The organism is Streptomyces sp. NBC_00154 (genome assembly GCF_026342835.1).
Classification (GTDB): domain Bacteria; phylum Actinomycetota; class Actinomycetes; order Streptomycetales; family Streptomycetaceae; genus Streptomyces.
This window is the reverse complement of sequence record NZ_JAPEMI010000001.1, coordinates 2,451,569-2,477,924: the sequence shown is the minus strand read 5'-3', so window position 1 is coordinate 2,477,924 and position 26,356 is coordinate 2,451,569. Positions and strand designations below refer to the sequence as shown.

The window sequence follows — 26,356 nt, the reverse complement described above, 5'->3', positions numbered from 1 at the left end:
GGCGGGAGCAGCGGACCCGGCTCCTCCCGGGCTGCCGCCCATGGCCCCGCAGCCCGGCCACGCACCCCGACCGGCGTCGCCCGGTTACGTGCCCCCGCCCGGTCACGCGCCCGTCCGGCCGTCGCCCGCGGGGGAGTTCCTCGGCCGGGCGATGCGCGGCGACTGGGCGGGGTCGCTGAGGGCGGCCGCCTGGCCGACCGGGCTGATCCTGGCGCTCGCGGTGGCGCTGGCCATCCCCTCGTACGGTCAGGGCGACGAGATCGTCGTCGGCTGGAGCGACCGCCTGCGGATCGCACTCGCCATGCTGCTCCAGGCGTTCGGCGGCGGCTTCGAGCTCCGGGCGGAGGGGCCGGGCTCGCCGTACGGCTCCGGTTCCGACGCGTTCGGCGCCGGCTACGGAGCCGCCGGACAAGCCGGCGCCACGCTCTCCCTCGTACCGCTCACCGTCACCGTGCTCTGGGTGGGTGCGCTGCTGCTCGCCACCCGGGCGGCCCGCAAGCAGGGCGGCGGCATGGAGGCGGCAGTGCGGATCAGCGCCCTGGTCACCGGCGCGATCCTGGTCCTCGGGCTGTTCGCCCAGCCGGACATCGCCGGGGTCTCGGTCTCGTCCTCCCCGCTGCTCGCGGCGCTCGGCGCGCTCGTGCTCTCGCTGCTCGTCACCGGCGGCGTCCTGCAACAGGACGCGGCGGCCCAGTGGCTGGCGCAGCACCCTGCCGCGCACGCCGTGGTCCGTGCGACGGGCACGGCGGTCCGGGCGCTCGGAGCGGTCATCGCGCTCTGCGCGCTGATCGGGTTCATCGCGTACGCCAACGTCGACGGGGTGGACGGCACGGCCATGCTGCTCACACTGCCGGTGCTGCCCAACATCGGTCTGGCGGTGCTCGGGGTGAGCTGGGGCGCCCCGGTCGAGTACGACGTGCGCGGCGAGTTCGGCTGGTTCGGCTCCGGGATGGAGCACGGCGGCTTCGGACTCTCCGAGTTGGGCGACGCGGTGAACGGGTGGGCGGTGACCGGTGCGGTGCTGACCGGCGTCGTCTGCGCGCTGTACGCCGGTGTGTCGGCCGCCCGCCGCTCGGCGGACCGTCGTGAACAGGCCATCGCCGGTGGGCTGTTCCTCGTGCTGTATCTGCTGCTCACCGGGTTCAGCGGGGTGTCCGCGCAACTCTCGGGCGATGTCGCCGGTGTGGGCGGTCAGGGCATGGCGGAAATCGCCCCGAGCGTGCCGGATGCGCTGCTCTTCGGGCTGCTGTGGGTGGGGGGAGCGGTGCTGGTGGCGCCGCATCTGCTGCGGCTGGTGGGGCGTCCGCTCGGCCCGGTGGCTCCGGCGCCGGCGTGGGGTCCGGGAACGCAGCCTCAGCCTCCCGCCTGGAACCCCCCGCCGCAGACGCCGCCCGGGACCGTCCCCACGCCCACTCCCACGCCCACCCCGTACCCCCCGTACGATCCGCGGACCGTACAACTCGGCCCCGCAGTGGCTCGGCCCCCGGCCGACGCCGACGCAGCGGCCACCGCCGCCCGCAGGCGCTCCGTCGTCGTCTGGAGCGTGACCCTCGTCGCGGCCATCGTGCTGGGCGGCGGGGTCACCGCCGGAGTCCTGTTCCTCAGGAACGACAGGAGCGACCACCAGCACCCGCCCGCGGCGGCCGCCGAGGACAACAAGCCCGCGGCGTCCGGGAGCAGCGACAGCGCGCCCCCCGAAGCCACCCCGACGCCGTCCCCGACCACGTCCCCCAGCGCGTCCGCGACCACGCCCCCCGCCGCGCCCACCGTCCCCGACGGCTACCGGATGGTTTCCGACAGCGCCGGCTTCTCCTTCGCCGTCCCGGTCCGGTGGGACCGGGAGAGCGAGAAGAACCACCAGATCACGTACGCGGGCTCCACCGGCCGGGCCGAGCTGAAGGTCGGCGTCATCCGCAACGCCCCGTACACCTCGTACGAGAACTTCCAGAACCTGGAGCGGACCGCCGACGCCAACCAGAAGAACTACCGGCGGCTGCAGCTCGGTACCAACACCTTCCAGGGACTCCGGGGCGCGATCTGGGAGTACACGTACGAGGACAAGCAGAGCGGCGAGACGATCCACGCGATCGACCAGAGCTACATCGCCGACGACGGCACCGAGTACGCGATCTACACCACCGAGCGTGACCGCTACTGGTCGGACGCCCGGCAGATCTTCGACACCGCCCTGTCCACCTGGATGCTCAACGACATCGACTGATCCGGCTCGTCACGCATTCAGCGCCAGCCGGAAGCACTGCACCACCTGTCCCGACCGCTCGGTCGTGAAGGTCTCCGCCCGCTCCATCCCCAGCCGCCGGGCCACGGCGATCGACCGCTCGTTGCGCGAGTCGATCGCCGCCACCACCCGCTCCACCCCGGCCGCGCGCAGCCGCTCCAGCGTGAGACGTGCGGCGGCGGTGGCGTAACCCCGGCCCCAGGCCGCCCGGCCGAGCCGCCAGCCGATCTCGGTCTCGCCCACCGGGCCGTACGCGGTCTGCGGCCATGGCTGCGCACCGGTGAAGCCGACCACCTCACCGTCCTCGCCGAGCACGGTCCACAGGCAGTAGCCGAGTTCGGCGTCGTGCCTGCGAATGGGGTCTCCCCTGCTCGAACGAAGCTGAGAGCTTGGGGAAGGGCGGTCCACTCCTCGTAGAGAGAGAGCTCCGCCGATGTACCGCCGAAGAACTCCATGACCTCAGGGTCGTCGAACGCCCGGTGCCAGGAGAAGGCGTCCTCGTCCGTCGGGCCACGCAGCTGCACGGAGGGGGCGGCGGGGGGCACGGTCGACATCGGGGAGCCCTTCGGAAGGTTGATCAGCAGGCCCCCATAGACTGCACGGGACATGTGCCGCGCGGCACGCGATTTCGAGTCTTCGGGAGATCCGACCGTGACCGAGCCCCTCTCCGAACACAGCGCGGATGTGATCGTCGTCGGGGCAGGCCCAGCCGGCTCCACGACCGCGTACTACCTCGCCAAGGCCGGACTCGACGTTCTCCTGCTGGAGAAGACCGCCTTCCCGCGCGAGAAGGTGTGCGGCGACGGCCTCACCCCGCGAGCCACCAAGCAGCTCGTCTCCATGGGCATCGACATCTCCGAAGAGGCCGGCTGGCTGCGCAACAAGGGTCTGCGCATCATCGGTGGTGGCGTCCGCCTCCAGCTGGACTGGCCGGAACTCGCCTCGTACCCGGACTACGGTCTGGTCCGCAAGCGCGACGACTTCGACGAGCAGCTGGCCCGCCAGGCACAGAAGGCGGGCGCGCGGCTGTACGAGCGCTGCAACGTCGGCGCCCCGATCGTCGACGGGCGCACCGGCCACATCACCGGGGTGAACGCCAAGCTCGGTGAGGAGAAGACCCCGGTCACCTTCCACGCTCCGCTCGTGGTCGCCGCCGACGGCAACTCCACCCGGCTGTCGCTCGCCATGGGCCTGCACCGCCGCGAGGACCGCCCGATGGGTGTGGCGGTGCGTACGTACTTCACCTCGCCCCGGCACGACGACGACTACCTGGAGTCCTGGCTGGAGCTGTGGGACCGGCGCGGCCCCCAGGACCGGCTGCTGCCCGGCTACGGCTGGATCTTCGGCATGGGCGACGGCACGTCCAACGTCGGCCTCGGCATCCTCAACTCGTCCTCCGCGTTCAAGGAGCTGGACTGGCGCGAGGTCCTCAAGGCGTGGTGCGCCTCGATGCCTGCCGACTGGGGCTACACCGAGGAGAACATGACGGGCCCGATCCGTGGCGCCGCGCTCCCGATGGCCTTCAACCGCCAGCCGCACTACACCAAGGGGCTGCTGCTCGTCGGTGACGCGGGCGGCATGGTCAACCCGTTCAACGGCGAAGGCATCGCATACGCCATGGAGTCGGGCCAGATCGCCGCGGACGTCATCGTCCAGGCGCACGCCCGTGCGACCCCCGCCCAGCGCGAACTGGCGCTGCACAACTACCCGAAGGTCCTCAAGGAGACCTACGGCGGCTACTACACGATGGGCCGGGCCTTCGTGAAGCTGATCGGCAACCCGAAGGTCATGAAGATCGCCACGCAGCGCGGTCTGACGCACCCGCTGCTGATGAAGTTCACGCTGAAGATGCTGGCCAACCTCACCGACCCGACGGGCGGCGACGCGATGGACCGCATCATCAACGGCCTGGCGAAGGTGGCCCCGCGCTCCTGAAGCCGGGATGACGGCCCACGTCCTCCGGGGCGTGGGCCGCGACGGTCTCGCCTGTGTCCCGGCGATCGCCTCCGAGTGGGACAAGCCGGGCATTCCCTACGGGAAGACAGCCAAGCAGTGCACCCGCGAGCAGACCTGGGGTCATTACCGGCCGCCCGAGCCGGAGCCTCTCAAGCGCATCAACGAGGTGCGCTTCGGGCCGGGGCTTCCGAACACCTTCGGCCCGGGGCGAGTTCGGGGTCGACCGGGGCGGTCCGCACGGCTGAGGGCCGTCACTCCCGAGCGGGGAGTGACGGCCCTCAGCCGGATCACATGCGCTTGTGAATCCGAGAACTCAGAGAACTCAGAGAACTCAGAGAACTCAGAGAACTCAGAGAACGCGGACCGCGCCCGACGGCGGGTCGTAGTCCAGGGAGCGGAGCACCACACCGGTGCTCGGGTTCTGCGCGCCGACGAACTGGCCGCCGCCCACATAGACACCGACGTGGTACGCGGAGCCCGCACTGCCCCAGTACAGGATGTCGCCCGGCTGAAGGTTGCTCAGGGAGACCTGGGTGCCGGCGGTCGACTGGGCCTGCGAGACGCGGGGGAGGTCGACACCCACCGAGCGGAACGCGGCCTGGACCAGACCGGAGCAGTCCCAGGAGTTGGGGCCGGTGCCGCCGGACACGTACGCGTCGCCGACCTGAGCCTTGACGAACGAGATGACGGACGCGGCGGAACCGGTGGCGCTCGACGAGGAGGAGGCGACGGAGACGGAGCCGGACGTGGCGCTGAGCGTCGTACGGGCCTCGGAGCGGGAGGCGCGCAGTGCGGCTTCGGCCTTGGCCTTGGCGGCCGCCTCCGCCTTCTTCTTGGCCTCCGCCTTGCGCACGGCCTCGGCCTTGGCCGTCTTGGCGGCCTTGGCGGCGGTGGTGGCGGCGGCGTCCTCGTGGGCCTGCGTCTCCAGGTCGAGGGCGACCTGCTGCGTGGCTTCGGCGGATGCGGCGACGGCGGTGGAGAGCCCGGAGGTGAGGGTGGGCATCTCGATGGTCTGAGTCACCGGCTCGGCCTGGGCCGGACCGGCGGCTGCGGCGACCGCGATGGTGCTGAGGACGCCACCGGCAACTCCGGCCCGCAGCGCCGTCTTCGAGGCGTTTCGGCGGGGCTTCCGGTGGCTGGGTATGTGAGCGGTGTGGGACATGGGTACTAGCGCTATCAGGGCCTCAGGGGTCCCTTCAAGAAACGTGTGTTGCGACACAGTTACGTACGGAATCTGTGAATCCGCTTTCTGGCGACCCTTATTGACGCCGTAACGGGCAAAACGGGCAGGGGTGATCACCGCCGTGATCACGGTCTTTCGGGAATTCGCCCGAATTGCCCGCCACTTACCATCCGTTCACACCAATGGCCAAGCCCGCTTTTGTTGAAGGTCGAGTGGCGTGACACAGGTCACAGCGTGACTGTTACGTGGCGGGCATAAGAGCGCCCGGCGCACCTGGTGCCGTCGGCGGTGCCGGGCGAGTGGCCTTTCACCCGGAAGATCGCGAATGTGCGCACGCGTCCACTTCGCTCCCCGTGAACCCCTCGCGCGGGTGAGTTCAGACCGGGACGGATCCTCTTATCACTCCCCGTTGTCCATTGCCAATTTGCATCTCGAGGCGTCTGATTGTTAGTGGAACATCGCTTTGACCAGCGGTAACAACATCAGATGTCACGTCTCGTGATCACCCGGCCGCTTTGCGTACGAAGATCACCTCTCATCCGGCTTCATGATCCTTCGCCTGGTGGTGGAGATCACAAAGCTCGTGTAGTACCCCGTGTCGCAGATCACAGGACGGCGGGCATAGGATGCGGGGCAGTCGGGCTTGTGAACTGCCTCACATGTGCACGATCTTGGTGAGGTGGCGAGCCGGTCGCCCGATGCGGTCCAACGGTCAAGGACGACTGGAAGGAGCGAGGAGCGTGAATGCCTACGCGCCCATCCTCGTGCTCGGCGCCCTCGGGGCAGGGTTTGCGATCTTCTCCGTGGTCATGGCCACGCTTATCGGCCCGAAGCGATACAACCGAGCAAAGCTCGAAGCGTACGAGTGCGGTATTGAACCCACCCCCACTCCAGCCGGAGGCGGCCGCTTCCCCATCAAGTACTACCTGACGGCGATGCTCTTCATCGTCTTCGACATCGAGATCGTCTTCCTCTATCCCTGGGCGGTCACCTTCGACGCCCTGGGGATCTTCGGGCTCGTCGAGATGCTGCTCTTCGTGCTCACCGTCTTCGTCGCCTATGCGTATGTATGGCGTCGCGGCGGCCTGGAATGGGACTGAGGGGCTGAGGGGCACACCATGGGACTCGAAGAGAAGCTGCCCAGCGGCTTCGTGCTGACCACTGTCGAGCAGGCCGCCGGCTGGGTGCGGAAGTCATCCGTATTCCCTGCCACCTTCGGCCTCGCCTGCTGCGCCATCGAGATGATGACGACCGGAGCCGGGCGCTACGACCTGGCCCGTTTCGGGATGGAGGTCTTCCGCGGATCGCCGCGGCAGGCGGATCTGATGATCGTGGCAGGGCGGGTCAGCCAGAAGATGGCACCCGTCCTGAGGCAGGTCTATGACCAGATGCCGAATCCCAAGTGGGTTATCTCCATGGGGGTTTGTGCGTCATCGGGTGGGATGTTCAACAATTACGCCATTGTGCAAGGTGTTGATCACATTGTCCCGGTCGATATCTATTTGCCGGGTTGCCCGCCGCGTCCCGAGATGCTGATGGACGCCATTCTCAAGCTCCACCAGAAGATCCAGAGCTCCAAGCTCGGGGTCAACGCGGAGGAGGCCGCCCGCGAGGCGGAGGACGCGGCACTCAAGGCGCTTCCCCTGATCGAGATGAAGGGGCTGCTGCGGTGAGCGACGAGCAGAACAGCAACGGCGTACCCGCGCCGCGCGACGAGACCGGCGAGGTCATCGGCGTACGGAAGGGCATGTTCGGCGCCAACAACGGCGGTGACACCTCCGGCTACGGCGGCCTCGTCCGCACGGTGACGCTGCCGGGCGCCACGCCCCGGCCGTACGGCGGCTGGTTCGACGAGGTGGCCGACGAACTCGAAGGGGCCCTGGAGGAACAGGACCTGCTTCCCGAGAACGCCATCGAGAAGACCGTCGTCGACCGCGGCGAACTCACCTTCCACATCGCTCGCGAGCACCTGCCCACCGTGGCTCGCACCCTGCGCGACGACCCGGCCCTGCGCTTCGAGCTCTGTACGGGGGTGAGCGGTGTCCACTTCCTCGGCGACAAGGGCCGGGAGCTGCACGCCGTCTATCACCTGCGGTCGATCACCCACGGCCGGCTGATCCGGCTGGAGGTCTCGGCCCCGGACAGTGACCCGCACATCCCGTCGCTCGTCACGGTCTATCCGACGAACGACTGGCACGAGCGTGAGACCTACGACTTCTTCGGGCTCATCTTCGACGGGCACCCGGCTCTCACCCGGATCATGATGCCGGACGACTGGCAGGGCTTCCCGCAGCGCAAGGACTACCCGCTCGGTGGCATCGCCGTCGAGTACAAGGGCGCCCAGATCCCGGCTCCGGACCAGCGGAGGTCGTACTCCTGATGTCTACTCCACATGCAACGCCCCGGGCCACGACCGAGGGGACTGTATATACAGTCACCGGCGGCGACTGGGACGAGGTCGTCGAGTCGGCGGTCAAGTCCGACGACGAGCGCATCATCGTCAACATGGGTCCCCAGCACCCGTCCACGCACGGCGTGCTGCGGCTGATCCTGGAGATCGACGGCGAGACCGTCACCGAGGCCCGCTGCGGCATCGGCTACCTCCACACCGGCATCGAGAAGAACCTCGAATTCCGGAACTGGACCCAGGGCACCACGTTCGTCACGCGCATGGATTACCTGACGCCGTTCTTCAACGAGACGGCGTACTGCCTGGGCGTCGAGAAGCTGCTCGGCATCGAGGACCAGATCCCCGACCGGGCGAGCGTCCTGCGCGTCCTGCTGATGGAGCTCAACCGGATCTCCTCGCACCTGGTGTGCATCGCCACCGGCGGCATGGAGCTCGGCGCCACCACGATCATGATCTACGGGTTCCGCGATCGTGAACTGGTTCTCGATCTCTTCGAGCTGATCACCGGGCTCCGGATGAACCACGCGTTCGTCCGGCCCGGCGGACTCGCCCAGGACCTGCCGCCGGGCGCGGTCGACCAGCTGCGCGAGTTCGTGAAGACCATGAAGAACAACCTGCCGGAGTACGACAAGCTCGCCACCGGCAACCCCATCTTCAAGGCTCGCATGCAGGACGTCGGCTACCTCGACCTGACCGGCTGCATGGCGCTGGGCGCCACCGGTCCGATCCTGCGCTCCGCCGGGCTGCCGCACGACCTGCGCAAGACGGACCCCTACTGCGGGTACGAGAACTACGAGTTCGACGTCCCCACCGCCGACAGTTGCGACGCCTACGGCCGCTTCCTCGTCCGTCTCGAGGAGATGCGCCAGTCGCTGCGGATCATCGAGCAGTGCATCGACCGGCTCGCCCCGGGACCGGTGATGGTCGCCGACAAGAAGATCGCCTGGCCCGCGCAGCTCGCGCTCGGACCCGACGGGCTCGGCAACTCGCTCGACCACATCAAGAAGATCATGGGCACCTCCATGGAGGCCCTGATCCACCACTTCAAGCTGGTGACCGAGGGCTTCCGGGTCCCGGCCGGCCAGACGTACACCGCCGTCGAGTCGCCCAAGGGCGAGCTCGGTGTGCATGTCGTCTCGGACGGCGGAACCCGCCCCTACCGGGTCCACTTCCGCGACCCGTCCTTCACCAATCTTCAGGCCATGGCGGCGATGTGCGAGGGCGGCCAGGTCGCCGATGTCATCGTCGCCGTCGCGTCCATCGACCCCGTGATGGGAGGCGTCGACCGGTGACCGAAGCACGTCAGGAAGTCAGTCTGGGGATGCCGCAGCTCCCCGCCCCCGCCTACCCGGCCGAGGTGCGCGCCAGGCTCGAAGCGGACGCGAAGGAGGTGATCGCCCGCTACCCCGACAGCCGCTCCGCGCTGCTGCCGCTGCTGCACCTGGTGCAGTCCGAGGAGGGGTACGTCTCCCGTACGGGCATGGCGCTCTGCGCCGAGCTGCTCGGCCTCACCACCGCCGAGGTCACCGCGGTCGCCACCTTCTACTCGATGTACCGGCGCAGGCCGAGCGGCGACTACCAGGTCGGCGTCTGCACCAACACGCTGTGCGCGGTGATGGGCGGCGACGCCATCTTCGACCGGCTCAAGCAGCACCTCGGCGTCGGCAACAACGAGACGACCGAGGACGGCAAGGTCACCCTCGAACACATCGAGTGCAACGCGGCCTGCGACTTCGCACCCGTCGTGATGGTCAACTGGGAGTTCTTCGACAACCAGACGCCCGAGAGCGCGACACAGCTCGTCGACGACCTGATCGCCGGGCGCACCGTCGAACCCACCCGGGGCGCCCCGCTCTGCTCGTACAAGGAGACCGCCCGGATCCTGGCCGGCTTCCCCGACCAGCGCCCCGGCGCCGTCGAGGCGACCGGCGGCGCCGGCCCAGCCTCGCTCGTCGGCCTCCGGCTGGCGAGGGGCGAGGAGCCGCACCCGAAGGTCGTCGCCCCGCGCGGCGAGGCAGCCCGCGCGGAAGCTCCGCAGGACCGTCCGCAGCCGGGCGCCGAGCACCTCAGCTCCCACGACGCGCCGCAGCAGACCTCGGCATCCGACCCGGACCACCCGGCCGGTCCCGCAGCTGAGGAGGGGGAGTGATGACATTGGCAGCCGAAATCAACGACGGGGGCGGTAACGGCAGCGGGGCCAGCCCCGAGAAGCTGCTCTCGCCCGTGCTCTCCGCCTTCTGGGACGAGCCCGAGTCCTGGACCCTGGACACCTACCGGCGCCACGGCGGCTACGAGGGTCTGCGCAAGGCCCTCGCCATGTCGCCGGACGACCTCATCGCGTACGTCAAGGACTCCGGACTGCGCGGCCGCGGCGGCGCCGGCTTCCCCACCGGCATGAAGTGGCAGTTCATCCCGCAGGGCGACGGCAAGCCGCACTACCTGGTGGTCAACGCCGACGAGTCGGAACCCGGGACCTGCAAGGACATCCCGCTCCTCTTCGCCAACCCGCACAGCCTCATCGAGGGCATCGTGATCGCCTGCTACGCGATCCGTTCCTCGCACGCCTTCATCTATCTGCGCGGTGAAGTCGTCCCGGTACTGCGGCGGTTGCACGAGGCCGTGCGCGAGGCCTACGAGGCGGGTTACCTCGGGACGAGCGTCCTGGGCTCGGGACTCGACCTGGAACTCACCGTGCACGCGGGCGCGGGCGCGTACATCTGTGGTGAGGAGACCGCGCTGCTCGACTCGCTCGAAGGGCGACGCGGCCAGCCCCGGCTGCGGCCCCCCTTCCCCGCGGTCGCCGGTCTGTACGCCTGCCCCACTGTGGTGAACAACGTCGAGTCCATCGCGTCGGTTCCCGCGATCCTGAGCAAGGGCAAGGACTGGTTCAAGTCGATGGGCAGCGAGAAGTCCCCGGGCTTCACGCTGTACTCGCTCAGCGGGCATGTCGCCAGCCCCGGCCAGTACGAGGCGCCGCTCGGCATCACGCTGCGCCAGCTGCTCGACATGAGCGGCGGCATGCGCCCCGGCCACCGGCTGAAGTTCTGGACCCCGGGCGGCTCCTCCACCCCGATGTTCACCGACGAGCACCTCGATGTGCCCCTCGACTACGAGGGCGTCGGCGCCGCAGGCTCCATGCTCGGCACCAAGGCGCTCCAGTGCTTCGACGAGACGACATGCGTGGTGCGTGCCGTCACCCGCTGGACCGAGTTCTACGCCCATGAGTCCTGCGGCAAGTGCACGCCGTGCCGCGAGGGCACCTACTGGCTCGTCCAGCTGCTCCGCGACATCGAGGCCGGCAAGGGACAGATGGCCGACCTCGACAAGCTGAACGACATCGCCGACAACATCAACGGCAAGTCCTTCTGCGCCCTCGGCGACGGCGCCGCCTCGCCGATCTTCTCCTCGTTGAAGTACTTCCGCGAGGAGTACGAGCGGCACATCACCGGCAAGGGCTGCCCCTTCGATCCCGCCAAGTCGACCGCCTGGGCCGACGACAAGAACTCTCACCAGGGGGTGAACGCATGACAGTCACCACAAGTGCGCCCTCCGGGGGCGGCGAGGCGGCGGTCCCGCCCGAGGACCTTGTCACGCTGACGATCGACGGCATCGAGATCAGCGTGCCGAAGGGCACCCTGGTCATCCGGGCCGCCGAACTCCTCGGGATCGAGATCCCGCGCTTCTGCGACCACCCGCTCCTCGACCCGGCCGGCGCCTGCCGGCAGTGCATCGTCGAGGTCGAGGGCCAGCGCAAGCCGATGGCGTCCTGCACCATCACCTGCACCGACGGCATGGTCGTCAAGTCGCAGCTCACCTCACCGGTCGCCGACAAGGCGCAGCGCGGGGTGATGGAACTGCTGCTGATCAACCACCCGCTGGACTGCCCGGTCTGCGACAAGGGCGGCGAGTGCCCGCTGCAGAACCAGGCGATGTCGCACGGCGACCCGGACTCCCGGTTCGACGGGAAGAAGCGGACGTACGAGAAGCCCGTCCCGATCTCCACCCAGGTGCTGCTGGACCGTGAGCGGTGTGTGCTCTGCGCGCGCTGCACCCGGTTCTCCAACCAGGTGGCGGGCGACCCGATGATCGAGCTGATCGAGCGCGGCGCGCTCCAGCAGGTCGGTACGGGCGAGGGCGACCCGTTCGAGTCGTACTTCTCCGGCAACACCATCCAGATCTGCCCGGTCGGCGCGCTGACCTCGGCGGCCTACCGATTCCGCTCGCGGCCCTTCGACCTGGTGTCGTCGCCGTCGGTCTGCGAGCACTGTGCGGGCGGCTGCGCGACCCGCACCGACCACCGGCGCGGCAAGGTCATGCGGCGGCTCGCCGCCAACGACCCCGAGGTCAACGAGGAGTGGGTCTGCGACAAGGGCCGCTTCGGGTTCCGTTACGCGCAGCAGCGGGACCGGCTCACCACTCCGCTGGTACGCAACGAGGACGGCGTCCTCGCACCGGCGAGCTGGCCCGAGGCGCTGGAGGCCGCGGCCGCCGGGCTCGCCGCCGCACGCGGCAGGACCGGTGTCCTCACGGGCGGCCGGCTCACCGTCGAGGACGCGTACGCGTACAGCAAGTTCGCCCGGATCGCCCTCGATACGAACGACATCGACTTCAGGGCCCGGGTACACAGCGGCGAGGAGGCCGACTTCCTGGCCGCCCGCGTCGCCGGGCGCGGACGTGACCTGGACGGCAGCGGCCTCACGTACACCACGCTGGAGAAGGCGTCGACCGTGCTGCTGGTCGGCTTCGAGTCGGAGGAGGAGGCCCCCGGCGTCTTCCTGCGGCTGCGCAAGGCCAACCGCAAGCACGGCCAGCGCACCTTCGCCGTCGCCTCGCACGCCACCCGCGGACTGACGAAGGCGGGCGGCACGCTGCTTCCCGCCGCACCCGGCACCGAGACCGAGTGGCTGGACGCGATCGCGGGCAGCGTCGGACTTGACGGCGACGGGGCCGCGGCCGCCGAGGCGCTGCGTGGCGAGGGCGCCGTGATCGTGGTCGGCGAGCGACTGGCCGCGGTGCCGGGCGGGCTGACCGCCGCGGTACGGGCCGCGACCGCGACCGGGGCCCGGCTGGTCTGGATCCCGCGCCGGGCCGGCGAGCGCGGTGCGGTGGAGGCGGGCGCGATCCCGTCGCTGCTGCCCGGCGGCCGCCCGGCCACCGACCCGCGGGCCAGGGATGAGGTGGCGGCCGTCTGGGGCGTCGCCGAACTCCCCGCCCGGTTCGGCCGCGACACCGGCCAGATCGTCGAGGCCGCGGCCACCGGCGAACTGGGCGCGCTGCTCGTCGCCGGCGTCGAGGCCGTCGACCTGCCGGACCCGGCGCGCGCCCTGGAGGCACTGGACCAGGTCGGCTTCCTCGTCTCGCTGGAGCTGAGGCCCAGCGAGGTCACCGAGCGGGCCGACGTGGTGTTCCCGGTCGCCGCGGTCGCCGAGAAGGCCGGCACCTTCCTCAACTGGGAGGGCCGTGCACGGATGTTCGAGGCCGCGCTCAAGCCCGACCAGCTGACGCGGGCGCCCGCGCCGACGGACGCCCGGGTCCTGCACATGCTGGCCGACGCGCTGGACGTCCACTTCGCGCTGCCGGATGTGAAGTCCGTACGCCGTGAGCTGGACCGGCTCGGCGGCTGGACCGGCACGCACGCCTCCGACCCGCACGAGTCGGCGCAGCCGCTGCCCCGGGCAGGCGACGGCGAGGCGGTCCTCGCGGGCCACCGGCTCCTGCTCGACCAGGGCAGGCTCCAGGAGGGCGACGCCGCGCTGGCCGGCACCCGGCACGCCGCGGTCGCCCGGCTCTCCGCCGTCACCGCCGCCGAGACGGGGGTGAAGGACGGCGATCTGCTGGCCGTCACCGGACCGTCCGGCAGCGTCGAACTCCCGCTGCAGGTCACCGACATGCCGGACCGGGTGGTCTGGGTGCCGCTGAACTCCGTCGGGCGGGGTGTCCCGGCCGACACCGGCGCCCACCCCGGCGGCCTGGTCCGGATCGGCCCCGCCGCACCGGGTACTCCCGACGTCACACCGGAGGTGCGAGCGTGACTGCCCTCGCTCAACTGGCCGCGGCACCCGACCGTGCCGTACTCGCCGCCGAGGATCTGTCGATGTTCGGCACCGATCCCTGGTGGCTCGTCGTCATCAAGGCGGTGTTCTGCTTCGCGTTCCTGATGGTGACCGTGCTCTTCTCCATCGTGTGGGAGCGCAAGGTCGTCGCCTGGATGCAGCTGCGCATCGGCCCCAACCGGCACGGCCCCTGGGGCATGCTCCAGTCACTCGCCGACGGCATCAAGCTGATGCTGAAGGAAGACGTCATCGTCAAGCGGGCGGACAAGGTCGTCTATGTCCTCGCGCCGATCGTCGCCGCCGTACCGGCGTTCATGGCGATCGCGGTGATCCCGTTCGGCCCGTCCGGCAACGAGGTCTCGATCTTCGGCCACCGTACGGCGATGCAGCTCACCGACCTGCCGATCGCGATGCTCTACATCCTCGCGGTCGCCTCGGTCGGGATCTACGGCATCGTGCTGGCCGGCTGGTCCTCCGGATCGACGTACCCGCTCCTCGGCGGCCTGCGCTCCTGCGCGCAGATGATCTCGTACGAGATCGCGATGGGCGCGGCGTTCGCCTCCGTCTTCCTCTACTCCGGGTCGATGTCGACCTCGAAGATCGTGGAGGCGCAGCACGACCGCTGGTTCATCATCCTGCTGCCGGTCTCGTTCATCATCTACATCGTCACGATGGTCGGCGAGACCAACCGTGCCCCGTTCGACATGCCGGAGTCCGAGGGCGACCTGGTCGGCGGCTTCAACACCGAGTACTCGTCGATCAAGTTCGCGATGTTCATGCTCGCCGAGTACGTCAACATGGTCACCGTCTCCGCGGTCTCCACGACCCTGTTCCTGGGCGGCTGGCGGGCCCCGTGGCCGATCAGCACCTTCTGGGAGGGGGCGAACCACGGCTGGTGGCCGATGCTCTGGTTCGTCATCAAGGTCCAGCTGCTGCTGTTCTTCTTCATCTGGCTGCGCGGCACCCTGCCCCGCGTCCGCTACGACCAGCTGATGAAGCTCGGCTGGAAGATCCTGATCCCGGTCTCCGTGGTCTGGCTGATGCTGGTCGCGACCGTGCGGGCTCTGCGCAACGACGGCTACGACTTCAACACGCTGTTGCTGTCCGTGGCAGGCGCCGTGATCGCGATCCTGCTGGTCTCCTTCGTCGCCGACATCTTCCGGGACCGCTCGGCCAAGGGGACCGGGGCGGAACCGGCACCGGAACCAGGACCCGCGTTCGACCCGATGGCGGGCGGATTCCCGGTGCCACCGCTGCCCGGACAGACCCTGCCGCCGGTACCGCGCCGCAGGTCACGGCATGAGCGGGAGCTCGTTGTCAGTGGCGGGTCGGATACTCAGAGCGACGGCAGTCAGGTGGGCGCAAGTCCGAGTGACGGAAAGGAGGCCGACGGTGCCTGAGTCATCGGAACCTTCGGGGGAGAAGTTCCAGAACCCTGTGGCCGGCTTCGGCGTGACCTTCAAGGCCATGTTCAAGAAGCGGCTGACCGAGCAGTACCCGGAACAGCAGAAGGTGACGGCGCCGCGCTTCCACGGCCGGCATCAGCTCAACCGTCACCCCGACGGCCTGGAGAAGTGCGTCGGCTGCGAGCTGTGCGCCTGGGCCTGTCCGGCCGACGCCATCTATGTGGAGGGCGCGGACAACACCGACGATGAGCGCTACTCCCCGGGTGAGCGCTACGGCCGCGTCTACCAGATCAACTACGCGCGCTGCATTCTCTGCGGACTGTGCATCGAGGCCTGCCCGACCCGGGCGCTGACGATGACCAATGAGTTCGAGCTCGCCAACACCACCCGCGAGAGCCTCATCTACACCAAGGCCGAGCTGCTCGCGGGCCTGGAGGAAGGCATGGTCGACTCCCCGCACGCGATCTACCCGGGGATGGACGAGCAGGACTACTACCGGGGCCTGGTGACGGAGGCCGCGCCCGGTACGGAGCGTCAGGTCGCGGTCTCCAAGGGCGAGAAGCCGTCCGACGACGACAACGAGAACAACGGCGCGGCCCAGGAGGTGGACGCATGACCGGCCTCGCCGCAGCCTCCCTCACATCGACCGGGGAGGCCGTCCAGTTCTGGCTGCTCGGCACGGTCGCCGTGGTCGGCGCGCTGTCGACCGTACTGATGAAGAAGGCCGTGCACAGTGCGCTGAGCCTCGCCGGGACCATGATCGTCCTGGCGGTCTTCTACCTCGCCAACGGCGCGTACTTCCTCGGCGTCGTCCAGATCGTCGTCTACACGGGCGCGATCATGATGCTGTTCCTCTTCGTGGTCATGCTCGTCGGTGTCACGGCGGCGGACTCGCTGAAGGAGACACTCAAGGGCCAGCGCTGGCTGGCCGCGGGGTGCGGACTCGGCTTCGGTGTGCTGCTGATCGCGGGCATCGCCCACGCATCCCTGAACAGTTTCAACGGACTCGGCACCGCCAACGCCGCGCACGGCGGGAACGTCGAGGGGCTGGCCAGCCTCATCTTCACCAAGTACGTCTTCGCCTTCGAGATCACCGGCGCCCTGCTGATCACGGCGACAGTCGGCGCGATGGTGCTCACCCACCGCGAGCGCACCGAACGGGCCAAGACCCAGCGGGAGATGTCCGAGGAGCGCGTACGCGGCAAGCACCTGCCGCCGCTGCCCGCCCCCGGTGTCTACGCCCGGCACAACGCGGTGGACATCGCCGGTCTGCTCCCGGACGGCACCCCGTCCGAGCTCACCGTCATGCAGACGCTGCGCAAGCGCGGCCAGGTCCGCGACGTGTCGAAGGAGTCGCTCGCCCAGCTCAAGGCCCTGGAGCAGCGCTCCGAGGAGCGGCTCGGCCGTGACAACGAAGAAGAGGGGGTCGCCAAGTGAATCCGGTCAACTACCTCTATCTCGCCGCTCTGTTGTTCACCATCGGCGCGTCCGGGGTGCTGATCAGGCGGAACGCGATCGTGGTGTTCATGTGCGTCGAGTTGATGCTCAACGCCTGCAACCTCGCGTTCGTCACCTTCTCCCGGATGCACGGCAACCTCGACGGCCAGATCATCGCCTTCTTCACGATGGTCGTCGCCGCCGCCGAGGTCGTGGTCGGGCTCGCGATCATCGTGTCGCTGTTCCGTTCCCGCCACTCGGCCTCGGTCGACGACGCCAGCCTGATGAAGTTGTAAGGGGACGCTGAATCGTGGACAACCTCATTGCGCTGCTCGTCGCGGCGCCCCTGCTCGGAGCGGCCGTCCTGCTCTGCGGAGGCCGTCGGCTGGACCGCTCCGGACACTGGATCGGCACGCTGCTCGCCGCCGTTTCATTCGTCATCGGTGCGGTTCTCTTCGTCGACATGCTGGGGAAGGGCGCCGAGCACCGGGCGCTGCACCAGTACCTGTTCAGCTGGATCCCGGTCGAGGGCTTCCAGGCCGATGTGGCCTTCCAGCTCGACCAGTTGTCGATGACGTTCGTGCTGCTGATCACCGGTGTGGGCACCCTGATCCACATCTACTCGATCGGCTACATGGAGCACGACGAGCGCCGGCGCCGGTTCTTCGGCTATCTGAACCTGTTCCTCGCGGCGATGCTCCTGCTGGTCCTCGCCGACAACTACCTGCTGCTGTACGTCGGGTGGGAGGGCGTCGGTCTGGCGTCGTACCTGCTGATCGGCTTCTGGCAGCACAAGCCCAGTGCGGCCACCGCCGCCAAGAAGGCGTTCCTGGTCAACCGGGTCGGCGACATGGGCCTGTCGATCGCGATCATGCTGATGTTCACCACGTTCGGCACGTTCGCCTTCGGACCCGTCCTGGCATCGACCGGGGAGACGAGCGAGGGCAAGCTGACGGCGATCGGCCTGATGCTGCTGCTCGCCGCCTGCGGCAAGTCGGCCCAGGTGCCGCTGCAGTCCTGGCTCGGTGACGCGATGGAGGGCCCGACCCCGGTCTCCGCCCTCATCCACGCCGCCACCATGGTGACCGCGGGCGTCTACCTGATCGTCCGCTCCGGCACGATCTTCAACGCCGCGCCGGACGCACAACTGGTCGTCGTGGTCGTCGGTGCGGTCACGCTGCTCTTCGGTGCGATCGTCGGTTGCGCGAAGGACGACATCAAGAAGGCCCTCGCCGGGTCGACGATGTCGCAGATCGGCTACATGATCCTGGCCGCCGGGCTCGGCCCGATCGGCTACGTCTTCGCGATCATGCACCTGGTGACGCACGGCTTCTTCAAGGCCGGGCTCTTCCTCGGCGCCGGTTCGGTCATGCACGGCATGAACGACGAGGTCGACATGCGGAAGTTCGGCGGCCTGCGCACGTACATGCCGGTCACCTTCATCACCTTCGGCCTCGGCTATCTGGCGATCATCGGTTTCCCCGGCCTGTCCGGCTTCTTCTCCAAAGACAAGATCATCGAGGCGGCGTTCGCCAAGGGCGGCACCGAGGGCTGGATCCTCGGCGGTGTCGCGCTGCTGGGCGCCGCGATCACCGCGTTCTACATGACGCGCGTGATGCTGCTGACGTTCTTCGGCGAGAAGCGGTGGCAGCCCGATGCGGAAGGTCATGAGCCGCATCCGCACGAGTCCCCGAAGTCGATGACGATCCCCATGATCGTCCTGGCGTTCGGTTCGGTCTTCGCCGGAGGCTTCTTCTCCATCGGCGACCGCTTCCTGAACTGGCTGGAGCCGGTCACCGGCCACAGCCATGGAGAATCGCCGGTCGGTGCCGCGACCGTCACCGGCGCCACCATGGTGGTGCTCGTCATCGGCGTCGCCATCGCCTGGACGATGTACGGCCGCCGGCCGGTACCGGTCGTCGCCCCGCGCGGCTCGCTGCTCACCCGGGCCGCCCGCCGCGACCTCCTGCAGGACGACTTCAACCACGTGGTCCTGGTCCGCGGCGGCGAGCACCTGACCCGCTCCCTGGTGTACGTCGACCACACCCTGGTCGACGGCGTCGTCAACGGTACGGCCGCGTCGATGGGCGGGCTCTCCGGCCGGCTGCGCAAGCTGCAGAACGGCTACGCCCGCTCCTACGCGGTCTCGATGTTCGGCGGTACGGCGGTCGTCATCGCCGCAACCCTGCTGATGAGGGCGGTCTGATCACATGTCCTTTCCCCTCCTGACAGCGACGGCGGCGCTCCCGGCGATCGGCGCGATCGCCACCGCAGCCGTCCCGGCCGCCCGGCGCACCGCCGCCAAATGGCTGGCGCTGCTCTTCTCGCTGGCCACGCTCGTGCTGGCGGGCGTCGCGCTCGCCCGCTTCGAGCCCGGCGGCGCCCGCTATCAGCTCACCGAATCACACGCCTGGATCAAGGACTTCGGCGTCCGGTACGAACTCGGGGTGGACGGCATCGGGGTGGCGCTCATGGCGCTCACCGCCCTGCTGATCCCGTTCGTCATCCTGGCCGGCTGGCACGACGCCGACCCCCTGGAGACGAAGTCCTCGCGCTGGCGCCCCACCCAGGGCTTCTTCGCCCTGATCCTGATGGTCGAAGCGATGGTGATCCTCTCCTTCGAGGCCACCGACGTCTTCCTCTTCTACATCCTCTTCGAAGCCATGCTCATCCCGATGTACTTCCTCATCGGCGGCTTCGGGGACCGGGCCCACGCCGGCAGCGACGAGAACGCCGCGGCGCAACGCTCCTACGCAGCCGTGAAGTTCCTGCTCTACAACCTGGTCGGCGGGCTCATCATGCTGGCCGCCGTCATCGGCCTGTATGTCGTCGCGGGCACCTTCTCGCTCTCCGAGATCGCCGAGGCCCGCGCCAACGGCTCGCTCTCCATGGCGACCAGCACCGAACGCTGGCTGTTCCTCGGGTTCTTCTTCGCCTTCGCGGTGAAGGCCCCGCTCTGGCCGCTGCACACCTGGCTGCCCAACGCCATGGGAGAGGCGACCTCACCGGTCGCCGTCCTGATCACCGCGGTCGTCGACAAGGTCGGCACGTTCGCGATGCTCCGCTTCTGCCTCCAGCTGTTCCCGGAGGCCAGTAAATGGGCGACGCCGGTGATCCTGGTCCTGGCGCTGATCAGCATCGTGTACGGGGCGCTGCTCGCCGTCGGCCAGCGCGACATCAAGCGGCTGATCGCCTACGCGTCGATCTCGCACTTCGGCTTCATCATCCTGGGTATCTTCGCGATGACCAGCCAGGGGCAGTCGGGCGCCACGCTCTACATGGTCAACCACGGCATCTCGACGGCCGCGCTGATGCTGGTGGCCGGCTTCCTGATCACCCGGCGCGGTTCGCGGCTCATCGCCGACTACGGCGGAGTGCAGAAGGTGGCGCCGGTCCTGGCCGGCACCTTCCTGATCGGCGGACTCGCCACCCTGTCGCTGCCCGGGCTCTCCCCGTTCGTCAGCGAATTCCTGGTCCTGGTCGGCACGTTCAGTGCCTACCCGGCAGCCGGCATCGTCGCCACCACCGGCATCGTGCTCGCCGCGCTCTACGTCCTCGTCCTCTACCAGCGGACGATGACGGGCCCGGTGAAGGCCGGGGTCCAGGGCATGGCCGACCTCAAGGCCCGGGAGCTGGTGGTGGTCCTCCCGCTGATCGCGCTGCTGATCTTCCTGGGTGTCTATCCGAAGCCGCTGACGGAGATCGTCAACCCGGCGGTGCAGCACACCATGTCGGACGTCCAGAAGAAGGACCCCCAGCCTGAGGTGGAGGCCGCCAAGTGAGCGCAACAGCTGTCCACAGCCTGTGGACAATGGCGGGCGGGGTGACATCGGCCGCCCCGAAAGAGAAGTTCAACGCACCGGTCATCGAGTACGCCCAGCTGACCCCGGTCCTCATTGTGATCGGTGTCGCCGTCGTCGGCGTACTCGTCGAGGCCTTCGTGCCGCGCCGGGCCCGCTACTACACGCAGATCTTCCTGACCGTCGTCGCCCTCGCCGCCGCGTTCGCCGCGGTCGTCGGCCTCGCGGCCGGGGGGTACGGCACGACGAAGGCACACATCGCCGCGATGGGTGCCATCGCCGTCGACGGACCCGCCCTGTTCCTGCAGGGCACCATCCTGCTGACATCGCTGGTCGCCGTCTTCACGTTCGCCGAGCGCCGGCTCGACCCCGTGGCGCACGGCAACCGCGTCGACTCGTTCGCCGCACAGGCCGCGTCCGTCCCCGGCAGCGAGAGCGAGCAGGCCGCGGTCAAGGCAGGCTTCACCACCACCGAGGTCTTCCCGCTGCTCCTCTTCTCGGTGGCCGGCATGCTGGTCTTCCCGGCGGCCAACGACCTGCTGACGCTCTTCGTGGCCCTGGAGGTCTTCTCCCTCCCGCTCTACCTCCTGTGCGCCGTCGCCCGCCGCAAGCGTCTGATGTCGCAGGAGGCCGCGGTGAAGTACTTCCTGCTCGGCGCCTTCTCGTCGGCGTTCCTGCTCTTCGGGATCGCCCTGCTGTACGGGTACGCGGGCTCCGTCTCGTACGCGGCCGTCGCCGATGTGGTCGACGGATCCGTCACCCAGATCGACCCGGCGCTCGCCGACACCATGGGCAACGACGCGCTGCTGCTGATCGGCGGCGCGATGATCCTGACCGGGCTGCTCTTCAAGGTCGGTGCCGTCCCGTTCCACATGTGGACCCCGGACGTCTACCAGGGCGCCCCGACCCCGGTCACCGGCTTCATGGCCGCGGCCACGAAGGTCGCCGCGTTCGGTGCTCTGCTGCGCCTGCTGTACGTGGTGCTGCCGGGCCTCAGCTGGGACTGGCGGCCGGTCATGTGGGCCGTCGCGATCGTCACGATGCTGGGCGGTGCGATCGTCGCCATCACCCAGACCGACATCAAGCGACTGCTGGCCTACTCGTCCATCGCGCACGCCGGCTTCATCCTCGCCGGTGTCATCGCGACGACCCCCAGCGGCATCTCCTCGGTGCTCTTCTACCTGGGCGCGTACTCCTTCGTGACGGTCGGCGCGTTCGCCGTCGTCACCCTGGTGCGCGACGCGGGAGGCGAGGCGACGCACCTGTCGAAGTGGGCCGGGCTCGGCCGGCGCTCGCCGCTGGTCGCCGCGGTCTTCGCGGTGTATCTGCTGGCCTTCGCCGGTATCCCGCTGACCTCGGGCTTCGCCGGAAAGTTCGCGGTCTTCAAGGCGGCGGCGGAGGGCGGGGCGGGCGGTCTGGTCGTGGTCGGTGTGATCTCGTCCGCGATCGCCGCGTTCTTCTACATCCGGGTCATCGTGCTGATGTTCTTCAGCGAGCCGAAGGCGGACGGCCCGACGGTCGCCGTCCCGTCGCCGCTGACGATGACGACGATCGCGGTCGGCGTCGCGGTCACGCTGGTGCTGGGCCTGGCCCCGCAGTACTTCCTCGACCTGGCGAGCCAGGCGGGAGTGTTCGTGCGGTAACGCGCAGAGACCACGCAAACGCCGGACGGGCCCCAGAAGTCAAGCCCGTCCGGCGTTGTCGTAGGCGGCGCTTATCGTGGCAGGGACGGTGCCGGACAGAACAGGGCAGACCCCGGGGGACAGAGCGATGAGCGGGACGGGCGTGACCATGGGTGTGACCGAGAGCGACGCATTGCGGACGCTGCATCGGGTGTTCGGCTACGAGGCGTTCCGCGGCGAGCAGGAAGCGGTCGTCGACCATGTGGTGGCGGGTGGTGACGCCGTCGTCCTGATGCCGACCGGCGCCGGAAAGTCCCTCTGCTACCAGATCCCGGCCCTGGTGAGACCCGGTACGGGCATTGTGATCTCCCCGCTGATCGCCCTCATGCAGGACCAGGTGGACGCGCTGCGGGCGCTCGGCGTGCGCGCCGGGTTCGTCAACTCCACGCAGGACTTCGACGAGCGCCGTGTGATGGAGGCCGCATTTCTCGCCGGTGAGCTCGACGTGCTCTATCTGGCACCGGAGCGGCTGCGCCTGGACTCCACCCTCAATCTGCTGGGGCGGGGCAAGATCTCCGTCTTCGCCATCGACGAGGCGCACTGCGTCGCCCAGTGGGGCCACGACTTCCGGCCGGACTATCTGGCCCTGTCCGTGCTCGGCGAGCGCTGGCCCGACGTACCGCGGATCGCCCTGACGGCGACGGCGACGAACGCCACGCACCAGGAGATCACCCAGCGCCTCGGCATGCCCGACGCGAAGCATTTCGTCGCCAGCTTCGACCGGCCCAACATCCAGTACCGGATCGTGTCGAAGTCCGACCCGAAGAAGCAGCTGCTGTCCTTCCTGAAGGAGGAGCACGCCGGGGATGTCGGCATCGTCTACTGCCTGTCGCGCAACTCGACGGAGAAGACAGCCGAGTTCCTCTGTCGCAACGGCATCGAGGCCGTCCCGTACCACGCGGGTCTGGACGCCGGGACGCGGGCGCGCCACCAGGCGCGGTTCCTGCGCGAGGACGGACTGGTCGTCGTGGCGACGATCGCGTTCGGTATGGGCATCGACAAGCCGGACGTACGGTTCGTCGCCCACCTCGACCTGCCGAAGTCCGTCGAGGGCTACTACCAGGAGACCGGCCGCGCGGGCCGCGACGGGCTGCCGTCCACGGCCTGGATGGCCTACGGCCTCCAGGACGTCGTGCAGCAGCGCAAGCTGATCCAGGGCGGCGAGGGCGACGAGGCGTTCCGCCGCCGCGCGGGCGCCCACCTCGACGCGATGCTCGCCCTGTGCGAGACCGCCGACTGCCGCCGCGCCCGGCTGCTGACGTACTTCGGCCAGGAGCCGCAGAAGGCGGCCTGCGGCAACTGCGACACGTGCCTCACCCCGCCCGAGACCTGGGACGGCACGGTGGCCGCGCAGAAGCTGCTGTCCACCGTGGTGCGGCTGAAGCGGGAGCGCGGCCAGAAGTTCGGCGCCGGCCAGATCATCGACATCCTGCTGGGCCGCAAGACCGCGAAGGTCATCCAGTTCGATCACGACCAGCTGTCGGTGTTCGGGATCGGCGAGGAGCTGTCCGAGGCGGAATGGCGGGGCGTGGTGCGGCAGTTGCTGGCCCAGGGCCTGCTGGAGGTCGAGGGCGAGTACGGCACGCTGGTGCTCACCGAGCAGAGCGCTTCGGTGCTCGGCCGGGAGCGGGAGGTACGGCTGCGCAAGGAGGCGCCGAAGCCCGCGTCGCGCTCCTCGAAGGGCGAACGGAGCCCGAAGGCGGCGGCGGCCGTCGCCGAGCTGACCCCGGAGGCCGTACCGGTCTTCGAGGCGCTGCGCGCATGGCGCGGCTCCCGGGCGAAGGAGCAGGGCGTCCCGGCGTACGTCATCTTCCACGACGCGACGCTGCGGGAGATCGCTTCCCTGCGCCCCGGCTCCCTGACCGAGCTGGGCACGATCAGCGGCCTCGGCGAGAAGAAGCTGGCGACGTACGGCGAGGGGGTGCTGGAGGTGCTCGCGTCGTTCGGGGAGGCCGGGGCGCCCGAGCCGGGCGACGGGGAACCGGCCGCGCATCCGGTGGAGGCAACGCGTCAGCCGGCGGCTCCGCGCCCGGTCGCACCCGCGGTCCCGGATGCGGACACTGAGTTCGGCTGGGACGAGGAGCCGCCCGAGTACGAGTGAGCCCGCGGCCGGGCGGGGGCGGACAGCCCCGCGGCTGTCCGGGGCGTGCGCGCCGGAAACCGGATCGGGCCCCGACTGCGGCTGATCGCCTCACGCCGCGGTCAGCCCCCGCCGCCGCTCAGTCTCCGTCGCCGCTGCTTCCTCCGCTGCCGCCCGCGCTCCCGCCGCTCCGGTTCGCCTTGTCCTGACGGACGTTTTGGTGCACCGCGTGCGCGGTCCACTCCTGGCGTACGAGGTCGCGCATCGCCGAACGGGCCCTCCAGCCGCCCTGCGCCAGCGCGCTCGACAGGCCGATCGCCGATACCAGCGCGGCCAGTGTGCGGCTGCGCGGGTCCGGGAAGCCGGCCGTCCGGGCGGCCGTGAAGCGCTCCCGGACCGTGGCCGGCAGGTCCGGGGATGCCGCCGGGTGGCGGTGGTACGGCAGCAGGCCGAGGAAGCGGCGGGTCTCCCTGCGCAGGACCGCGCGGTCGACCAGGTGGTCCAGGCACAGCTCCTCGACCTGCCGGCCGGTCCGCCGGATCCACCGCTTCGCGCTGACGCCGCCCGTGAACCTGCCCTTGTGCGGGGCCGGCAGACTCCCCAGGACCTGCGCGAGGAGCGGGTCCTGGGGAGTCAGCGGGTTGATCACCCGTATCCGGCCGAGCTGCTCGGTGATCCGGCCCTGGAGCTCCAGCTCCGCGAGGACCGCGCCCGCCATCCCGTACTCCAGGAAGCGATTACGGCAGTACGGCTTGCCCCGCTGCGGGTCCAGTGCGAGCAGCAGCAGTTCCTCGGGGAGCGTGAGACCCGGGTGGGCCGGGGTCATGGTGTCGGCACGATTCGGCCCGTCACTTCGCCGAGACCCACCCGCGTGCCGTGCGGGCCCGGTGCCCAGGCCGTCATCGTCACCGTGTCGCCGTCCTCCAGGAACGTCCGCTTGCCGTCCGGGAGGTCCAGCGGGTCGCGCCCGTTCCAGGTGAGCTCGAGCAGGGAGCCGCGCTGGCCCGCCTCGGGGCCGCTGACCGTGCCGGAGCCGTACAGGTCGCCGGTGCGCAGCGACGCGCCGTTCACCGTCATCTGCGCCAGCATCTGGGCCGCCGTCCAGTACATGGTGGCGAACGGCGGCTCGGCGACCAGCTGTCCGTTGATCGCGACGGCGATCCGCAGGTCCAGGCCGCCCGGCTCCTCCTCGGCCCCGTCCTCCAGATAGGGGAGGAGCGGGAAGTCCCGGGCAGGCGGTGCGATCCGGGCCGATTCCAGGGCTTCGAGCGGGGTCACCCACGCCGAGACGGACGTGGCGAAGGACTTGCCGAGGAACGGGCCCAGCGGGACGTACTCCCACGCCTGGATGTCCCGCGCCGACCAGTCGTTGAGCAGCGAGAGCCCGAACACATGGTCGCGGAAGTCGCCGAGCGCGACCGGCCGGCCCTGCTCGGACCCCACGCCGACGAGGAAGCCGACCTCGGCCTCGATGTCCAGCTTGGCCGAGGGGCCGAAGACCGGGGCGGCGTCGGAGGGCGCCTTGCGCTGGCCGGCGGGGCGCACCACATCCGTTCCGGAGACGACGACGGTGCCGGACCGGCCGTGGTAGCCGATCGGGAGGTGCTTCCAGTTGGGGGTGAGCGGGTCGCCGTCCGGGCGGAAGATCCTTCCGACGTTGGTGGCGTGGTTCTCGCTCGCGTAGAAGTCGACGTAGTCCGCGACCTGGTACGGCAGATGGAGCGTCACCGACTCGACGGGATGCAGCAGTGGCTCGATGTCCGCACGGTGTGCCGGGACCGTCACCCATGCGGTCAGCGCCCGCCGGACGTCCCGCCAGGCGGTGCGGCCGGCCGACAGCAGTGCGGTCAGGTCCGGCTGGGCGAGGAGCTGCGCGTAGGGCGAGCCGAGCGCGTGTGCCGCGGCTCCGGCGTCCAGCACATGGTTGCCGATGCGGACACCTACCCGGCGCTCGGCGGGGTGGCCGGTCGTGGAGAACACGCCGTAGGGAAGGTTGTGCGGACCGAAGGGATCGCCCTCGGCCAGATCGAGCGGGCTGCTCTGCTCGGGCATGTGGTGCTGCCTCGCTTTCCAGGTCGCTTGGGGGACACGTTACGTCGGTGTGGCCACC

At 69.5% G+C, this 26,356-nt stretch carries 20 protein-coding genes and 1 pseudogene; 17 read left to right on the top strand and 4 right to left on the bottom strand.

The window, feature by feature from the left end:
* The first annotated feature begins 40 nt into the window (after positions 1 to 40).
* The gene (locus tag OHA03_RS10995; RefSeq protein WP_267003195.1) at positions 41 to 2,221 is read left to right on the top strand and encodes a hypothetical protein; all 2,181 of its coding nucleotides are present in this window, start codon (positions 41 to 43) and stop codon (positions 2,219 to 2,221) included.
* A 9-nt stretch (positions 2,222 to 2,230) separates the two neighbouring features.
* On the opposite strand, the pseudogene OHA03_RS10990 reads toward OHA03_RS10995, so the two are convergent.
* Positions 2,231 to 2,793, bottom strand: a pseudogene (locus OHA03_RS10990) (GNAT family N-acetyltransferase).
* A 97-nt stretch (positions 2,794 to 2,890) separates the two neighbouring features.
* Between OHA03_RS10990 and OHA03_RS10985 the strand changes: the two are divergent.
* Positions 2,891 to 4,174, top strand: coding sequence for a geranylgeranyl reductase family protein (locus OHA03_RS10985; RefSeq protein WP_267003193.1), 1,284 nt, complete (start codon positions 2,891 to 2,893; stop codon positions 4,172 to 4,174).
* A 370-nt stretch (positions 4,175 to 4,544) separates the two neighbouring features.
* Here the strand turns inward: OHA03_RS10985 and OHA03_RS10980 are convergent, their stop codons facing one another.
* Positions 4,545 to 5,357 carry a C40 family peptidase gene (locus OHA03_RS10980; RefSeq protein WP_267003191.1) on the bottom strand — a complete coding sequence of 271 codons (813 nt, stop codon included), beginning with the start codon at positions 5,355 to 5,357 and terminating at the stop codon, positions 4,545 to 4,547.
* A gap of 761 nt (positions 5,358 to 6,118) precedes the next feature.
* Between OHA03_RS10980 and OHA03_RS10975 the strand changes: the two genes are divergently transcribed.
* The 15 genes from OHA03_RS10975 to recQ all read left to right on the top strand — a co-directional run bounded on the left by OHA03_RS10975 (position 6,119) and on the right by recQ (position 24,267).
* Complete coding sequence (locus OHA03_RS10975) at positions 6,119 to 6,478, top strand: NADH-quinone oxidoreductase subunit A (protein ID WP_003992243.1); 360 nt, start codon at positions 6,119 to 6,121, stop codon at positions 6,476 to 6,478.
* Positions 6,479 to 6,496: 18 nt separating this feature from the next.
* Positions 6,497 to 7,051 (top strand): NADH-quinone oxidoreductase subunit B family protein, encoded by a 555-nt coding sequence (locus OHA03_RS10970; RefSeq protein ID WP_030975705.1) that lies wholly within the window; start codon positions 6,497 to 6,499, stop codon positions 7,049 to 7,051.
* Positions 7,048 to 7,758 (top strand): NADH-quinone oxidoreductase subunit C, encoded by a 711-nt coding sequence (locus OHA03_RS10965; protein WP_267003189.1) that lies wholly within the window; start codon positions 7,048 to 7,050, stop codon positions 7,756 to 7,758. The genes OHA03_RS10970 and OHA03_RS10965 overlap by 4 nt, the downstream gene beginning before the upstream one ends.
* Positions 7,758 to 9,080: an NADH-quinone oxidoreductase subunit D gene (locus tag OHA03_RS10960; protein ID WP_267003187.1), complete on the top strand. Its 1,323-nt coding sequence runs from the start codon at positions 7,758 to 7,760 to the stop codon at positions 9,078 to 9,080. The genes OHA03_RS10965 and OHA03_RS10960 overlap by 1 nt, the downstream gene beginning before the upstream one ends.
* 29 nt (positions 9,081 to 9,109) lie before the next feature.
* Positions 9,110 to 9,937: an NADH-quinone oxidoreductase subunit NuoE gene (nuoE, locus tag OHA03_RS10955; protein ID WP_267008003.1), complete on the top strand. Its 828-nt coding sequence runs from the start codon at positions 9,110 to 9,112 to the stop codon at positions 9,935 to 9,937.
* Positions 9,934 to 11,316: an NADH-quinone oxidoreductase subunit NuoF gene (gene nuoF, locus OHA03_RS10950; protein ID WP_267003184.1), complete on the top strand. Its 1,383-nt coding sequence runs from the start codon at positions 9,934 to 9,936 to the stop codon at positions 11,314 to 11,316. The genes nuoE and nuoF overlap by 4 nt, the downstream gene beginning before the upstream one ends.
* The gene (locus tag OHA03_RS10945; RefSeq protein ID WP_267003182.1) at positions 11,313 to 13,820 is read left to right on the top strand and encodes an NADH-quinone oxidoreductase subunit G; all 2,508 of its coding nucleotides are present in this window, start codon (positions 11,313 to 11,315) and stop codon (positions 13,818 to 13,820) included. Before nuoF ends, OHA03_RS10945 begins: the two co-directional genes overlap by 4 nt.
* Entirely contained in the window at positions 13,817 to 15,241 is a 1,425-nt protein-coding gene (gene nuoH, locus OHA03_RS10940; protein ID WP_267003180.1) for an NADH-quinone oxidoreductase subunit NuoH, read from the top strand. Before OHA03_RS10945 ends, nuoH begins: the two co-directional genes overlap by 4 nt.
* Complete coding sequence (gene nuoI / locus OHA03_RS10935) at positions 15,234 to 15,863, top strand: NADH-quinone oxidoreductase subunit NuoI (protein WP_267003178.1); 630 nt, start codon at positions 15,234 to 15,236, stop codon at positions 15,861 to 15,863. The genes nuoH and nuoI overlap by 8 nt, the downstream gene beginning before the upstream one ends.
* A complete protein-coding gene (locus tag OHA03_RS10930; protein ID WP_267003176.1) occupies positions 15,860 to 16,684 on the top strand; it encodes an NADH-quinone oxidoreductase subunit J in 825 nt (274 codons plus the stop codon). The genes nuoI and OHA03_RS10930 overlap by 4 nt, the downstream gene beginning before the upstream one ends.
* A complete protein-coding gene (gene nuoK / locus OHA03_RS10925; protein ID WP_024493678.1) occupies positions 16,681 to 16,980 on the top strand; it encodes an NADH-quinone oxidoreductase subunit NuoK in 300 nt (99 codons plus the stop codon). Before OHA03_RS10930 ends, nuoK begins: the two co-directional genes overlap by 4 nt.
* A gap of 14 nt (positions 16,981 to 16,994) precedes the next feature.
* On the top strand, positions 16,995 to 18,890 hold the full coding sequence (gene nuoL, locus OHA03_RS10920) for an NADH-quinone oxidoreductase subunit L (RefSeq protein ID WP_267003173.1): 1,896 nt from the start codon (positions 16,995 to 16,997) through the stop codon (positions 18,888 to 18,890).
* Between the two features lie 4 nt (positions 18,891 to 18,894).
* Positions 18,895 to 20,466: an NADH-quinone oxidoreductase subunit M gene (locus OHA03_RS10915; protein ID WP_267003171.1), complete on the top strand. Its 1,572-nt coding sequence runs from the start codon at positions 18,895 to 18,897 to the stop codon at positions 20,464 to 20,466.
* Complete coding sequence (gene nuoN, locus OHA03_RS10910; RefSeq protein ID WP_267003169.1) at positions 20,463 to 22,127, top strand: NADH-quinone oxidoreductase subunit NuoN; 1,665 nt, start codon at positions 20,463 to 20,465, stop codon at positions 22,125 to 22,127. The genes OHA03_RS10915 and nuoN overlap by 4 nt, the downstream gene beginning before the upstream one ends.
* A gap of 127 nt (positions 22,128 to 22,254) precedes the next feature.
* Positions 22,255 to 24,267 carry a DNA helicase RecQ gene (gene recQ / locus OHA03_RS10905; protein WP_267003167.1) on the top strand — a complete coding sequence of 671 codons (2,013 nt, stop codon included), beginning with the start codon at positions 22,255 to 22,257 and terminating at the stop codon, positions 24,265 to 24,267.
* 118 nt (positions 24,268 to 24,385) lie between these two features.
* Here recQ and OHA03_RS10900 read toward each other — a convergent pair whose 3' ends face one another.
* Both OHA03_RS10900 and fahA read right to left on the bottom strand, forming a co-directional pair.
* The gene (locus OHA03_RS10900; protein WP_267003165.1) at positions 24,386 to 25,072 is read right to left on the bottom strand and encodes a GPP34 family phosphoprotein; all 687 of its coding nucleotides are present in this window, start codon (positions 25,070 to 25,072) and stop codon (positions 24,386 to 24,388) included.
* Entirely contained in the window at positions 25,069 to 26,298 is a 1,230-nt protein-coding gene (fahA, locus tag OHA03_RS10895; RefSeq protein WP_267003163.1) for a fumarylacetoacetase, read from the bottom strand. Before fahA ends, OHA03_RS10900 begins: the two co-directional genes overlap by 4 nt.
* Between the last annotated feature and the right edge of the window lie 58 nt (positions 26,299 to 26,356).